Here is a 13,784-nt window from a genome sequence, read left to right on the forward strand (position 1 = left end):
AACGAAGAGGTTATGGGTTTAGAAACTTCAACAATTTCAAATTAAGAAGTTTTCTGACTTGGCATTTTGCCAGCTAGTTTCAGTTTATTTTACATACTATGTTCGGTAGAGCCATAGTAAATAAGCTTTTCTAGCAATTAGCCAATAGTCTTAGCTATTAGCTATTTCAAACGGATGCCTGACAACTTTTCTCTGAACTAACTACTAATTTAGGATAAGCAATGCGTTGGTGATTGTACTGTTGCCAGACTTGCACGAAGACTTGGGCAATGCAGGTTAAATCTTCTCGCGTCAGCCCAGAATCTACTAGCTGGTTGTCTTGCCAACGGGCGCGGAGGATTTTGTTAATCATCGCTAGGGCTTGTTCCGGTGTGGCTTCTTTGAGACTTCGCAACGCCGCTTCGCAGGAATCCGCCAACATCATCACCCCCGTTTCGCGCGACTGGGGAATTGGGCCGTTATAGCGGAAATCCTCCTCCCGCACAACTTTACTGGGGTCTTTTTCGGCGATTTGCTGCGCTTGGTGATAAAAATAGGCAATCAGCATTGTTCCCTGATGCTCCGGGATAAACGCCTGAATCGCTTTTGGTAAACGACACCGCCGCGCCATCACCTCGCCTTCGGTAACGTGCTTTTTGATAATTGCCGCACTCTTCCAGGGGTCATTAATCTCATCGTGCTTATTTGGCCCGCCCATCTGATTTTCAATAAATCCTAATGAGTCGTGCATTTTGCCGATATCGTGGTATAGTGTACCCGCTCTGACGAGTTCCACGTTACAACCAAGTTTCCGGGCTGCCGCTTCTGCCAGCGTAGCCACGAACAGGGTATGTTGAAAGGTTCCGGGAGCTTCAGCAGCTAATCGTTTCAGCAGGGGACGGTTGGGGTTAGCGAGTTCTGCCAGACGAATCGGTGTAACCAGGTCAAAGACGTGTTCGAGATAGGGACTAAGACCAAGGGCTACAATACTCCAAGCTAAACCGGAAAGACCACATAAAGCAGCTTCTTGGAGGACGGTGTACCAAATTGAACCAGCAGCTGCACTGAAGATAATATTTACCAGCAGGTAGACAGTGCTTTGAGTTAATCCTACGCCAACACCTACAAAAGCCAATTCTTCGCGCGATCGCATTCTCCCAGCCAACAGGCTCACCACTATCCCACCCGCAACACCAGCCAGTAAATAATCCCAGCCGATTTTCAGGCTAATTGGTAACACGGCACTCAGCAGCCCCACAACCGTGATTCCCAAAGCCGAACCGTAAAAGCTGCCCACCAGTAAACCAACAGCTGCTAAGTTCGTGTAGCCAACACCCAAACTCACCAGCACTGGCGTACTCAAAGTTAGCAGCAAAACCAGCAGGTGATCTCTTTGCCGCATTTTCCGGTGAAATCGGCGTTCCACCAGCCAGAAAGTACCAACAGCACCAGTGATCAGAATCCCAAACCCCAGTACACCAGGCAAACTGATGCCCCGGCGACTCAAATTGAAATAATCTAGTAGCACAAAATCTGCTTGAGAAATTACCTCACCAGCTCGGACAATCGCCTCGCCCTCGCGCACCATCACCATTTGCGGCTTTACAGCTTGTGCTGCTTGTTCTGCGAATAATTTCGTTTGTTCTTGATCTTCGGTTAAGTTAGGTCGTAGCGCCCAAAGCAACAACTGGTTTGCTACAGGCTCAGCTTCGATGGGAACCAACGAACGCAGATGGACTTTCAGCGCCTCCTGTAAGATACTGTCAGGTAAGCCTGGAGGAATGCCTTGGGTAAGAATGCGTTCGGCAGCTTGCAGGATGCCCGTTTGGGTTTTTTGCCAGACATCATTTGATAAGTCAAGCAGGAAAACATCGTAGCGACTTCTGGTGCCTGTTTCTGAGAGCGCAGCTAAAGCCTTGTCGTAGCGATCGCGTGCTTGGGTAATTGTATCAATCAGGATGGAAAACTGTTCTGGGCTAGCCGTCTTATGGTAGGCTCGGAGTTCAACCGCAGCTGGTGCTGTAGACGCATTCAATTGCTCATCAGCACCAGGCAATGACCCCAACTGGGATTGGTTAACATCCATATCAATGTCAACTGCTGCCAGCACAGCCCGCCACTCCCATTCCGGACATTTACGGAGGGCAATCTGCGTGGGATATGACAATACATTAGCTGGAACTAAAGGAAAAAAACCGGCGATTTGTCGAAGGTCGTCGGCGGTGCGAAGCGATCGCTCCAGATCCTCGTACACTTGTTGAGTGACATCTTGATTTACCATCAAGATTGGTACAGCACCTGTGCGAGCAGCTTTGCGTTTTTCTTCCGTAGTCTTTAAATCCTCAATGCTGGCATCATAGGGAGCGCGGATGGTTTGAGGAGCTGTTTTGCCGACATCCAGCTTCGGAGCATTGTAAAAGCGTTGTCCCATCGTCCCCGTGAGAGACACCACTGCCAGCATCCAAACGAACTTGGGACGGTTTCCTCGCCTACGGAGTGTAGAATTAATACCTAGCCGCAAGCCTCGCGCCGATCCAGCTGCTGGACGAGATGAGCGGGATGGAAAAAGACTGCCAATAGGCTGGTTCGTTCGCCGCCATTGATCAAGCTGATGCGTCAATGACTGAAGCGTCTTCATAGTATGGTTATGACTGCCGTTTCAGGCGACAGGCGTGGTGAGAGGGAGCTAACTTTGCTTGGATTCAAGGCATCTAACAGCAATCTTTACCTCTAGGCGGCACCCGATTGTTGGCTTCTTCCTACCTTACAGAACTCCGATGGGAATGCCTAGCCCCCTGTGGGGAAATAATGTTATCAGATTTAATTTCCTTTTAACAAGTATAATCTTGGCATATATCCCTGGGGCTAAAAAAAGTTAACGCGGCTGAATTACGCGGGGAGCTGCCACAGCGCTACTTAGAGACGCAAAATTTTGTGTCTCTACATCTGTAGAAGGGTCATAAACACCAGACCAAACGGCAAAGAGGCGGTCGGATAGTTGCAGCAATTGGGCTATTGACGTGATTCCCCAATGCTGTTTACAAGGTAGCCGCCATCCCACAGGAATGCCCCCGGTAGTGTTATACGCTCCAGACATTGCACCGACTAAACCGCAGGTAATCTCGGTTTGGTAGGCGCTACGAGCCGCACGGGCGATACTGAGTCGAAAATCTTCTAAGGTACTAAGGAAGCAGTAAAAGGCTAGGGCAATTGGGGTACTATTTGGCTGGGCATCCCTACAAAGTTGGGTTACAGCCATCTCTAAGCCAGCGCCCTGCTCTAATAATATTTGAACTGCACTCAGTTGTTCCACCAGAGGTGTCTGGGAATTTTCTAGAAAGGCGAGGGTTTTGGGAATTAATGTGACGGGATTCAATTTTTCTCTGAGAGATTGCGCGATCGCATATCCCACCGCCAACACCGCATCCTGCAATTCTGGGTCGTCTGAAAAAACGCTGGCAACTTGTTGCAAGTTTTGCCGCAGTTTCGCTTTATACTCGTGGGAAAATAACACGACAGTTAACGTCGAAATAATTGCTTCTGTAGAGACGGGATTCATCGCCTCTGGTTCCAAGAATTCCCTTTTAAGGCGATACCAATCTTCTAAATCTAATCTAGATTGCTTAATTAAGCTTTCTGCACCCAAAACCGCGATTTTACCCCAGCTAGAAGAATGCTGCGGCTGTTTTTTGCCTTTATAGGCGTAATTTTCCCCAATTGCAGCCCCCAATAAGGTGCCGCGAAATCGACTTAAAAGTGAGTAGCGCATGATTTCTATGGTAGACTATGCAGCCGCTCCATAAAAGCCTAGACCTTGCCCCTTACTCATGGAACGCGGCGGCTGGATTTATCTTTTCCCGGTCTTTCCCGCAAATAGGGCATCTAGCGCCCCCAGTTCTCGCTATCCAATAAGGTCAGATGGATTCTTAGTCTGGAACCATCTAAGTAGAGAGAATGCGATCGGGAGCATCCCGTATTTCCAAATCCCCACACACTGGAAGTCTCGATGCTCCACAAACCAACTCCGCCTGCGCGGACTCAATTTAGCCTGCGGAGGCAGGCTTTGTTTGTGTAGGCGCGATTGGAAATCGCCAGGTATTTTTGCAAAACTGGGATGCACCCAAGCGATCGCATTTTCTCTATAAATTTTCTAGCGTTACTACTTCTCCAGTCTTTACGTTCCTAAAAAACGGGATTCCCGCCCAAACCTCTATATTAAATCTGTAAGATGAATTGTAGTCATTTATGATGTAACACCCATTAAAGCCGCGTGTTCTATTTAGAGATATATTCCAACAAGTAGGATACACGCCCCAATATTCATTAACCTCCCCAAATTTATTTTTATGGGGTTCTAAACTAACTTTATAAGGAACCTCAACAATATCTATAAACTCATACTCATATTCGTATCTATTCACTACTTTTTGCACATCTTCCCAATTTTCAACTTTTAGCTTTTTCTCAAAAATTTGTGAACTGAGCCAAGATTCACCTAACCAAAGCAAGTTTTTAGCTATTGACTCAACTCGATTAGCGTCTTGTTTGAGAAACTCCAAATCTTCAGGAAGTAATACCCGACCTGAGATAACATTCCAAACCTCAAAGAAAGTTTCTGTATTAAGTGAAATAGTAGATTTTTTGATGCCAGGTATTTCTTCAAAAACTTGGATGGCGCTAATCGGTGCTAATGAATCTAAATATCTGGCTCTGGTAGCGATTTTTTCAACATCAGGTAATTCTTTATTATGATTTTTAGCTAATTCATATTCTGGAGCCTTAAATAAATCTTCTGGAATAAATCCTTTATTGGCAGTAAGCATACTTTTCACCTTTGAATGTTTCTAGTTAAATTAAACTGCCATAGTTGCTTAATACCTGTAACTTATTACACCTTATTAAAAATAATGGCAGATTAGCCAAAAGCCGAGTTTCTCCATCTATCAAAAGATGTGGATTTACTGCATGAGCTGCACTTAGCTATCAATCAATTACTCAATTTTTAGATGCGATCGCTATAAAACCTGTCTCGCGTCAGAAGTCAGATGCCAACAACTTAACTTATTGTGGTGTGGGTTCTCCTTTGGAATTGACATGAAAAACCTTTTTCATCGTTCCACTCGCAATAAAATACATCACTTCCAGATTTTAATCGTCATCACTGGCGTTTTGTTCACAGCAACTCCAGCTGGAACCCAACAGATGCCTACGCCGAAACCTACGCCTGTAAAGGTTTACGGGGAAGAACTTTATTTTGCTGATGTCATAGTCAGAGGATACCCAGTTTTTCAAGTCGGAAGTTTGGCGGGACTCAGCGCTAAGGAGCGATCGCAAATTATCAGTCGGCGTATTGCTAGCGTGCTGGCACAACCCGAAGCTTTGGAGCAAGTCATAGTCAAGCCCGATGATCCCAAGAAAATCGCCACCTTACAGGTGAATAACCGCGTCTTGATGACAGTGACTCAACAGGATGCCCGCGACTTCGGTTTGCCTGTAGAAGTGCTTGCCGAGAGGTGGGCGAGGCAATTGAATGGGGCTTTTGAGAAACCGTCTCTAGCCATTGATGTCGGACAGCGCCTATATATTACTGTGCGGGATTTGCTACGCGACACGATAAGCAAGTTGCCGTCAATTTTAGGGACGCTGCTGGTGATAGGCATCACTTGGGGATTTGCCAAGGGAATGCGTTACGTCACTTTGAAATGGGCGCAAAAGACAGAAGGCGATCGCAGTGCTGAAATCCTCTTGGGACGAGTGGGATACGGTGGTGTTTGGGTATTTGGCTCAGTAGTTGCTCTGGGTGTCTTGGGACTCAACTTTGGAGCTTTACTAGGAGCGGTGGGACTAACTAGCGTTGCTATCGGTTTTGGTCTTAAAGAAATTTTTAGTAATTACATTTCTGGAATGATTTTACTGGCAGGCAGACCTTTTCGCTTAGGCGATCAGGTAGTGATTAAGGAATTCGAGGGAACCATCACCCAAATTCAACTGAGGGCTACAACCCTTAATACCTATGACGGGCGAAAGGTTTATATTCCTAATCAAGAGGTTTTTCAAGCGAGTATTACTAATAACACTGCTTACTCCTATCGGCGCAGTTCGGTAACGGTGGGCATTACTTATAAGGCAGATATCAATACGGCTACGCAAGTCATAACCGATGCTGTTGTCCAAGTTGAAGGAGTGCAGCCGAACCCACCGCCAGAAGTCTTGGTTCGAGAACTAGCTGCTGGCAGTGTGGGTATGGAAATACGCTTTTGGGTAAATTCCCGACGCTTAGAGTTTCTCAAGACTACTTCTAGCGCCAATCAGGCAATTAAAGAGGCATTGCACAAGGCTGGAATTGAGATCCCAACGGAAATTTATACGGTGCTGGTTCGCAATTCCCAAAATGACGCTGCTGGCGATCGTGATTCTCAGCGGTTATTTCCTAATGGCAACCCGATGCGATAAATCTGATCTTCTCATCTCTAGCTCAGGTATCTTGCCTGCAAAAATAAGGTCACGGCACAGCCGTGACCTTATTTAAGGGAAAATTAAAAAATAATAAAGTTTTAGACTTTTAGTTTTTAATTTTCTTTCAGATGGTGAATCAACGCCTGTAGTCCAAGCAGATAACTTTGTGAACCAAAGCCGCTGATTTGCCCAATTGCCACTGGTGCAATATAGGAATGATGCCGGAAAGCTTCCCGGCGATAAATGTTACTCAGATGCACTTCAACTGTGGGAAGGTTCACAGCCGCGATCGCATCTCGTATGGCTACGCTTGTATGAGTATACGCCCCTGCGTTAATCAAAATGCCTTGGTGCTGCCCCAGAGCGTTCTGGATGGCATCAACTAAGACACCCTCGTGATTCGACTGGATGATAGAAAGTTTCGCCTGTAGCGTTTGCCCTTCTTGCTCTAACAGGTGGTTAATTTCATCCAACGTTAAAGATCCATAAATCCCTGGTTCTCGCAGTCCCAGCAGGTTCAGGTTTGGCCCGTGCAGTACCAAAACACTTACAGCGCCCAAAGTTTTATGAGTCACGTATTACACTAACGTCTTTGGCGCGATCGCTCGTTTACGGGTATTGGAATTGGTTCCGGTTCCGGCTCAGCCTCCGGCCCTAGCAGCGTTTCGATGAGCTTCCGCGCCCATTCTTTAAGCTTTTCCAACACGTTTTCTATGTAGTCCATTGTACTGACGGCTCCTGCAATACAACCAGGATAAATAGTTTACAACTGGGCAAAATTGACAGTTCTTAAATCCTATTGTACTAATAAGATTTATTATTTTAACCCTAGCACATTAGGAAATAGCATCTCTCTCCCACCATAGAAGAGTGTTTTTGTGTCCTCTATCAGCCAAAAGACAGATCGAAGGCTCAGCGGGTCAGCAATTTTCGCCGCAGCAAGTCAAGAGCATTACAAGCGCTGGCGTAGCGAATTGAGTCACGTTCGCGATTTTGACCTAACTGGTACTTAAAACTTGACCCAATGCTATTTGGCCCTGCTAATCCAATGTAGACAAGGCCAACTGGCTTAGCATCCGTACCTCCACCTGGGCCTGCAATACCAGTTATACTAAGCCCCCACGTAGTGGAGAGACGCGATCGCACCCCAACCGCCATCGCTGTCGCAACTACATCGCTTACCGCACCGAATTGGGATAAATCTTCTGGATTGACACCCAAAAGGGAAATTTTCACCGAGTTGTCGTAAGAAATGACACCGCCCAGAAAGTAACTAGAACTTCCGGCTATAGCTGTGATCATCTGCCCCAAGCCGCCTCCAGTGCAAGATTCCGCAACCGAAAGCGTCTCACCCTCTGCTTGCAACAACTGCCCCACCACAGAGGCAAGAGTGTCAGTGTCGCTGCCATAATAATCCAGCCCCGCAATCTGCTGCAATTGTTGCGCCACAGGGTCAATTAACCCCAGCGCTTGGGACTCCGATTCCGCCCTTGCGGAAATTCTCAAGCGTACCTCTCCAAAGTCAGCATAAGGAGCAACCGTGGGATTGGGCAAATTTAGAAAAGGGGCAACTTTTTCAGCCAAAGCCGACTCAGCAATTCCCCAAAATCTTAACATCCGGCTTTTGATAATTTCTTTGCCCCAGCCTTGACTTTTGAGATAGGGTACAGCGGTTTCTTGCCACATCCGCTGCATTTCTCTGGGGACACCTGGGAAAGTGAGAATCGTCAAACCTGGGCGCGGTTGCCAGATAATGCCAGGGGCTGTACCGCCTGGATTGGGTAAAATTGAGGCACCATTTGGCATCAGGGCCTGTTTGCGGTTACTGGGCGTCATTTGCCGCCCCCGCTGGGCGTATTTCCGCGCAATATCTTCGATAATTTCCGGTTTCTCCAGCAAGGGAACGCCAAAAAAGTCTGCGATCGCTTCCGTTGTCAGGTCATCCGCAGTCGGGCCAAGCCCACCAGTAAAAATTAAGATTTGCGATCTTTGCAGGGCAATTTCTATCACCTGCTTGAGACGTTCTGGATTATCTCCCACCACCGTTTGATAATAGTGGGGGATTCCCAGAGATGCTAGTTGCTGCGCCAAAAAATAAGCATTCCTATTGAGGATATCGCCTAGTAGCAGTTCCGTACCAACACAAATAATTTCAGCACTCATAACTTTTTACTCTTCGCCTCTGACACGGGAGGATCGCCAAACTTGCCAACTGGTATAACCCAGCAGCAACGTTGCGCCAAAAGCATAAGCTAGCCCGCTGGGTACGTTAGCCAAAGCCAACGCCAGGCTTCCCACCCACAGAGTTAAAGCGTAGATAAACAAAACTATCAAGCGTTGTGGCAGACCAGCTTTCAGTAACCGATGATGTAGATGGAATTTATCGCCAATGAAAGGGGAACTGCCGCGTAACAGCCGTTGCACAATTACGGCTGACATATCCACAATCGGCACAGCTAAAATTAAGTAGGGCAACAGCACGGCGGTGACGGCGGTGCTTTTCACCAAGCCAATCACCCCGACACCAGCCAAAGTAAAGCCCATAAAATAGGCTCCCCCATCTCCCATAAAAATCTGGGCGGGGTTGAAATTATATCGCAGAAATCCTAGTGCGCCGCCAGCAAGCGCTGCCGCGATTAAGGCTGCTGCTGGTTGGTTCATAAACAAACTCACAATTAGCATCACCACGGCACCGATACCAGAAACACCAGCAGCTAGACCGTCTAAACCATCGATCCAGTTGATGGCATTGGTCATACCTACCAGCCAAATGACTGTAATCGGCCAGCTGATGGTGTCTGGCAAAGTGACAAGCCCAGCGAAGGGAACTGTGAGAAAGTCAATTTGGACACCAAAGTGCCACGCCCAGCTAGCGATGATTATTTGCATAAACAGGCGCGTGAAGGGGGAAAGACTGAACAAGTCATCGGCTAGCCCAATCAGGAAAAAGCCTAGACCACCAACGGTGACTCCCCAAATCTCGGAGGATTTATCTGCGCTGAGAGTGCCAAATCCCCCGGTTCCCCAAACAATCAGCAGGGCGATTATGGTACCTGCAAAGATAGAGATACCTCCCACTCGCACTATCGGGTGCTTGTGGACTTTGCGTTCACCGGGTAAATCAACCAATCCCTTTTGCAAGCCAATTTTGTTGACAACGGGTGTCGTCCAGAGGACAACAAAGGCAGAGACGAGAAAGGCAACCAGATGGTATAGCTGGGGAGGCATCTGAAATTTAGTAGGGTGCGAGACATCACAAAGGATAATTCAAAAAAGCTGTTAGCTGTTAACTAATTGCTATTCATCTTTCATCCTTTAAAAAAGGCGTCAGGCAGAGTCTACTACATTTGGGACGGTAAACGTCAGTAGTTAGTCGTCATTTGTCGGTTGTCAGGGGTCAGTTGTCCCTTGCTACTGACCCCTGACCAATGACTGCTAACTAAGCTAGGGCTGGGACGGGAATTGTTAAATGGGGGTATAAGGGAAAGACTTCACATAATGCCCCAACTCGATGCCGACAAGCAGCCGCTACTGCTTCGTCTTCCGGATTCAGCAGCCGTTCGGCAATAATATCGCCAATTTCGGTAAATTCCGTTGTTCCCATACCGCGAGTTGTCATTGCGGGCGTTCCCAGCCGCAAGCCACTCGTTACAAAAGGCGACTCTGGATCGAAGGGAACGGTATTTTTGTTAGCGGTAATATTTACCCCACTCACCAGATGATCGGCTTGCTTGCCAGTCATACCGATAGAACGCAAATCTACTAGCATCAGGTGATTGTCGGTGCCGCCAGAAACAATCTTAAAGCCGCGTTTTTGCAACTGGGCGGCTAAGGCACGGGCATTTTCAATCACTTGCCCTGAATACGTTTTAAATGCTGGTGTCAGTGCTTCCCCAAAAGCAACTGCCTTAGCCGCAATAACGTGTTCCAAAGGCCCGCCTTGTGTGCCGGGGAAGACGGCTTTATCTAGCTGCTTACCCAATTCCGGGTCATTGGTCATAATTAAACCACCTCTGGGACCGCGCAGGGTCTTGTGAGTGGTCGTGGTGACAACGTGACAGTGGGGGAGGGGGTTGGGGTGATGCCCTGTGGCGACTAACCCGGCAATGTGGGCGATATCGGCTAACAGGTATGCCCCAATTTCGTCTGCGATCGCGCGGAATTTCTCAAACTCTATCACTCGCGGATAAGCTGAGTAACCGCAAATTAGTAGCTTAGGACGATGTTGCAGCGCCAAATCCCGAATTTGGTCATAGTCTAGCTGCTCTGTTTCCTTACTGACACCGTAGTGACAAACCTTGAACCACTTTCCGGATACATTCACTGGCGAACCGTGGGTTAAGTGTCCCCCGTGGGACAAATCCATGCCCATAATCGTGTCTCCAGGCTGCAACAGCGACAGGAAGACGGCAAAATTCGCCTGCGCCCCGGAATGGGGTTGTACGTTGGCATGAGCCGCCCCAAATAGTTGTTTAATGCGGTCAATTGCCAGTTGCTCAATTTTATCTACAAATTCGCAGCCGCCGTAATAACGCTTTCCAGGCAAGCCTTCGGCGTACTTATTCGTCAGGACGGAACCTTGTGCTGCCAGAACCGCTGCTGAGGCAAAGTTTTCACTGGCAATCAGTTCCAGGTGGTCGCGTTGACGCTGGAGTTCCTGCCCAATAAACTCGGCAACAACGGGATCGGTTTGGGCGAGAAAGTCTAAGTTAGTTTTTGTCACGGAGTAAACCCCTAGAGATACTGTTAGCGATCGCTTCCTACTTTAGTTCGGATGCTTTCTTTTCTGGCTTGCGCCTGTATTTTCCTGAGTCTTTTATTTTAATGCTGTTGGAGTCGCGTCCGGGACAGACCTTTCTGTTAACACTCTATCAGTGATTCTACGGAGTTCCCTCTCTCCTAAAAATACCTTGCCTGACAACAGGCGAGTCAACCCATATATTAAAACTTCAAGACTATAAGGGTTAAAGACATTAAGGTGTATGTTAATTTACCATATATTCCCGAAAACCTGGCTTAAAATTGAGGAAAGCGGATAAGCCTCTTAAGGGAGGTGTCAAATGTTAGTCATTCTTACGGATGAACAAATTCTCTCTCCCAAGCAAGTTTGTCAGAACTGTTTACTAGCAGACTCTAGCGGTCAACCCCGCTGGCGGAAAGGACAACTCGGCTGTGGTCAATCGATTCACAAGCTGACGGAAAATCAACCGGAGCAATACGAGTGTCTAATGGGCTTCCGGATTGCCAATATTAAATGAGCGCGATCGCTACCCTGGAACCATCTGGGGGAAAGATCCGCCTCAAGCAGCCCCAAGATGGTTGACCTGCTGCGGTGCGTTATCCTGAACTTAGTAAGAGCTAGCGATTAATAACATTACAACAGGAGAACGCACGATGGCTTGGCGTGGTTCAACAACAACCAAAGACCGGATTTTTTCTTGCCTTCCTTATATACTGCCTTTACTTTCGGCGTATCCTTTTAGTCTGTTTCTGTTTAGACAGTTTCCTGTATTAGGGCTTATTTACACGCCGCTGTCACCTTTGTTAGCAATTTACAATATACCGTTTGCTAGCTTAATTATTTTCTTTGCCTTGTTCTTAGGAGTAGTTAGAAACGAAAACATTAACCATTTTATTCGTTTCAACACCATGCAGGCAATACTTTTAGATATCCTGCTGTTTCTGTGCAGTATGCTTTTGCAGATTTTAGTTCCAGCGCTAGGGGGCGCTAACTTAATCACACAAACGCTGTTCAATGTAGTCTTTTTAGGAACGCTGGTAGCCTGCGGCTATTCAGTTGTCCAGTCAATACTGGGACGTTACGGAGAAATACCCGCCATTTCTGAGGCAGCTTACACCCAATTGCGCTAGTTTCAAGCCGCAGGCATTTCTTTGTTTAGGGTGCTGTCGGTGTGGGGCGTACCACAACGGTATTTTCCATCTGACCGATACCCTCAATTTCGATGCGGACGCGATCGCCCACTTGCATCGGACCCACTCCCTGCGGTGTTCCGGTAAGCACCACGTCCCCAGGCAGCAGTGTCATCACCCCAGAGATGTAAGATACCAGAAAATCTGGCGAAAACACCATCTGATTAATTAAGGCAGACTGCACTGGCTGTTTATTGTCATTAAGAAAAGTTTGCAACCGAGCAGCAGGACTTAATTCGCGGACAATCCACGGGCCGAGTGGGCAAAAGGTATTAAACCCTTTTGCCCGCGTCCACTGACCATCTGATTTTTGCAGATCGCGGGCAGTAACATCATTGGCAATAGTGTAGCCCCAGATTTTTTCTTGTGCCTCCTCTGGCGTACAATCGCAAGCGCGATCGCCAATCACTAAAGCCAACTCGCCTTCATAGTCCACCTGCTGCGATTGCGGCGGATAATGAATTTCTGTACCCACTGCGGTGACAGAAGTCGGCGGTTTGAGAAATAGCAGCGGCTCTTTTGGCACTTGGGTTCCCATTTCCGCCGCATGGTTAGCATAATTCTTGCCCACCGCAATAATTTTAGACGGCGCACAAGGAGCCAAAATTTGGTAAGTGTCTGGTTCTAACTGCAAATCTGTAGGTTGCCCATGCAACCAAGGAGGCGCATCAAGCACCTGAACACCTCGGCTCAGTTGCAGTAAACCGTAGTAAGTCTGTCCTTTTTCAGTGCGAACTCGGACGTAGCGCTGCGCCATATGGTTGAGTAATGTTTGATTATGCTTTAAGAGTGTGCTTCAAATGTCACAGATGCAAATTTAGCCCGGTTAATTTGTAGAATTTGTGAACTGGTAGTAAGATTTTAAGTCCTTGCTTCTTCATGTTGTTAGGCGTTAGGGAAGAGTTATCAGGGTAGAAGCCCACAAGGCGAGGAATAACTACCCAGTCACCTCCTCCCCAGTCCCTAGCCCCCCAAGAAGCCTCATTGTCCATAAGGAGATTACCAAAATGCAGATTGTTTACGAAACTATGTACATCCTCCGTCCCGATTTAGGCGAGGAACCAACCAACCTAGCGATCGCCAAATACCAGAACATCCTGACCGAAAATGGAGCTGAGGAAATTGAAACTCAGCATCGCGGCAGGCGGCGTTTGGCTCAGGAAATTGGCAAGCACCGGGAAGGTGTCTACGTCCAGATGAACTATAAGTGCAATGGCAGCCAGATTGCGCTTCTAGAGCGGGCAATGCGTCTTTCGGAGGATGTGATCCGTTACCTCACCGTCAAGCAGGAAGTGCGCGAGGCGAAGCCAGAAGCTGAACCTGTTGAGCAAGAGGCGTAAGCTAAACCCCGACGACTAAAGTCGGGGCTACACAAACAAAGACCGCCTTGGCGGTCTATAAGCTGGCTACAGCTTTGT

The 13,784-nt window shown here is 47.6% G+C and carries 14 protein-coding genes; 5 read left to right on the forward strand and 9 right to left on the reverse strand.

From position 1 onward, the window contains the following. Window positions 1–166 precede the first annotated feature (166 nt). The 3 genes from H6F74_RS00365 to H6F74_RS00375 all read right to left on the reverse strand — a co-directional run bounded on the left by H6F74_RS00365 (window position 167) and on the right by H6F74_RS00375 (window position 4,802). Window positions 167–2,617, reverse strand: a complete 2,451-nt coding sequence (locus H6F74_RS00365) for an HD family phosphohydrolase (RefSeq protein WP_190434605.1) — start codon at window positions 2,615–2,617, stop codon at window positions 167–169. A gap of 237 nt (window positions 2,618–2,854) precedes the next feature. Continuing rightward, window positions 2,855–3,748 carry an ADP-ribosylglycohydrolase family protein gene (locus H6F74_RS00370; protein ID WP_190434607.1) on the reverse strand — a complete coding sequence of 298 codons (894 nt, stop codon included), beginning with the start codon at window positions 3,746–3,748 and terminating at the stop codon, window positions 2,855–2,857. A gap of 370 nt (window positions 3,749–4,118) precedes the next feature. Beyond that, entirely contained in the window at window positions 4,119–4,802 is a 684-nt protein-coding gene (locus tag H6F74_RS00375) for a hypothetical protein (RefSeq protein WP_190434610.1), read from the reverse strand. A gap of 271 nt (window positions 4,803–5,073) precedes the next feature. Between H6F74_RS00375 and H6F74_RS00380 the strand changes: the two genes are divergently transcribed. Beyond that, window positions 5,074–6,432, forward strand: a complete 1,359-nt coding sequence (locus H6F74_RS00380; protein ID WP_190434613.1) for a mechanosensitive ion channel family protein — start codon at window positions 5,074–5,076, stop codon at window positions 6,430–6,432. Between the two features lie 116 nt (window positions 6,433–6,548). Here the strand turns inward: H6F74_RS00380 and aroQ are convergent, their stop codons facing one another. From aroQ to glyA, 5 genes are all read right to left on the reverse strand, one after another. Then, window positions 6,549–7,010, reverse strand: coding sequence for a type II 3-dehydroquinate dehydratase (gene aroQ, locus H6F74_RS00385; RefSeq protein ID WP_347269463.1), 462 nt, complete (start codon window positions 7,008–7,010; stop codon window positions 6,549–6,551). Between the two features lie 8 nt (window positions 7,011–7,018). Continuing rightward, on the reverse strand, window positions 7,019–7,159 hold the full coding sequence (locus H6F74_RS00390) for a hypothetical protein (RefSeq protein WP_190424186.1): 141 nt from the start codon (window positions 7,157–7,159) through the stop codon (window positions 7,019–7,021). A 188-nt stretch (window positions 7,160–7,347) separates the two neighbouring features. Next, the gene (locus tag H6F74_RS00395) at window positions 7,348–8,598 is read right to left on the reverse strand and encodes a competence/damage-inducible protein A (RefSeq protein ID WP_190434616.1); all 1,251 of its coding nucleotides are present in this window, start codon (window positions 8,596–8,598) and stop codon (window positions 7,348–7,350) included. 6 nt (window positions 8,599–8,604) lie between these two features. Continuing rightward, on the reverse strand, window positions 8,605–9,663 hold the full coding sequence (locus H6F74_RS00400; protein WP_190434619.1) for an MraY family glycosyltransferase: 1,059 nt from the start codon (window positions 9,661–9,663) through the stop codon (window positions 8,605–8,607). 211 nt (window positions 9,664–9,874) lie between these two features. Beyond that, window positions 9,875–11,158 (reverse strand): serine hydroxymethyltransferase, encoded by a 1,284-nt coding sequence (gene glyA, locus H6F74_RS00405; RefSeq protein ID WP_190434622.1) that lies wholly within the window; start codon window positions 11,156–11,158, stop codon window positions 9,875–9,877. Between glyA and H6F74_RS00410 the strand changes: the two genes are divergently transcribed. From H6F74_RS00410 to H6F74_RS00420, 3 genes are all read left to right on the forward strand, one after another. Then, complete coding sequence (locus H6F74_RS00410) at window positions 11,152–11,313, forward strand: hypothetical protein (protein WP_190434625.1); 162 nt, start codon at window positions 11,152–11,154, stop codon at window positions 11,311–11,313. The genes glyA and H6F74_RS00410 overlap by 7 nt on opposite strands. A gap of 182 nt (window positions 11,314–11,495) precedes the next feature. Beyond that, window positions 11,496–11,693: a hypothetical protein gene (locus tag H6F74_RS00415; protein WP_190424194.1), complete on the forward strand. Its 198-nt coding sequence runs from the start codon at window positions 11,496–11,498 to the stop codon at window positions 11,691–11,693. A gap of 136 nt (window positions 11,694–11,829) precedes the next feature. Continuing rightward, window positions 11,830–12,306 (forward strand): Tic20 family protein, encoded by a 477-nt coding sequence (locus H6F74_RS00420; RefSeq protein ID WP_190434628.1) that lies wholly within the window; start codon window positions 11,830–11,832, stop codon window positions 12,304–12,306. Window positions 12,307–12,331: 25 nt separating this feature from the next. Here the strand turns inward: H6F74_RS00420 and H6F74_RS00425 are convergent, their stop codons facing one another. Then, on the reverse strand, window positions 12,332–13,123 hold the full coding sequence (locus H6F74_RS00425) for a fumarylacetoacetate hydrolase family protein (RefSeq protein WP_190434631.1): 792 nt from the start codon (window positions 13,121–13,123) through the stop codon (window positions 12,332–12,334). A 250-nt stretch (window positions 13,124–13,373) separates the two neighbouring features. Here H6F74_RS00425 and rpsF point away from each other — a divergent pair, with 250 nt between their 5' ends. Continuing rightward, window positions 13,374–13,706, forward strand: a complete 333-nt coding sequence (gene rpsF, locus H6F74_RS00430; RefSeq protein WP_190434634.1) for a 30S ribosomal protein S6 — start codon at window positions 13,374–13,376, stop codon at window positions 13,704–13,706. The last annotated feature ends 78 nt before the right edge of the window (window positions 13,707–13,784 follow it).

Origin of the sequence: Trichocoleus sp. FACHB-90 (assembly GCF_014695505.1) — a bacterium.
Lineage (GTDB): Bacteria > Cyanobacteriota > Cyanobacteriia > Cyanobacteriales > FACHB-T130 > Funiculus > Funiculus sociatus.

What these genes read in the sequence shown, in the direction of transcription:
- H6F74_RS00365 (WP_190434605.1), bottom strand. Translation starts at nt 2,617, where the DNA reads ATGAAGACGCTTCAGTCATTGACGCATCAGCTTGATCAATGGCGGCGA.
- H6F74_RS00370 (WP_190434607.1), bottom strand. Translation starts at nt 3,748, where the DNA reads ATGCGCTACTCACTTTTAAGTCGATTTCGCGGCACCTTATTGGGGGCT.
- H6F74_RS00375 (WP_190434610.1), bottom strand. Translation starts at nt 4,802, where the DNA reads ATGCTTACTGCCAATAAAGGATTTATTCCAGAAGATTTATTTAAGGCT.
- H6F74_RS00380 (WP_190434613.1), top strand. Translation starts at nt 5,074, where the DNA reads ATGAAAAACCTTTTTCATCGTTCCACTCGCAATAAAATACATCACTTC.
- H6F74_RS00390 (WP_190424186.1), bottom strand. Translation starts at nt 7,159, where the DNA reads ATGGACTACATAGAAAACGTGTTGGAAAAGCTTAAAGAATGGGCGCGG.
- H6F74_RS00395 (WP_190434616.1), bottom strand. Translation starts at nt 8,598, where the DNA reads ATGAGTGCTGAAATTATTTGTGTTGGTACGGAACTGCTACTAGGCGAT.
- H6F74_RS00400 (WP_190434619.1), bottom strand. Translation starts at nt 9,663, where the DNA reads ATGCCTCCCCAGCTATACCATCTGGTTGCCTTTCTCGTCTCTGCCTTT.
- H6F74_RS00415 (WP_190424194.1), top strand. Translation starts at nt 11,496, where the DNA reads ATGTTAGTCATTCTTACGGATGAACAAATTCTCTCTCCCAAGCAAGTT.
- H6F74_RS00420 (WP_190434628.1), top strand. Translation starts at nt 11,830, where the DNA reads ATGGCTTGGCGTGGTTCAACAACAACCAAAGACCGGATTTTTTCTTGC.
- H6F74_RS00425 (WP_190434631.1), bottom strand. Translation starts at nt 13,123, where the DNA reads ATGGCGCAGCGCTACGTCCGAGTTCGCACTGAAAAAGGACAGACTTAC.
- rpsF (WP_190434634.1), top strand. Translation starts at nt 13,374, where the DNA reads ATGCAGATTGTTTACGAAACTATGTACATCCTCCGTCCCGATTTAGGC.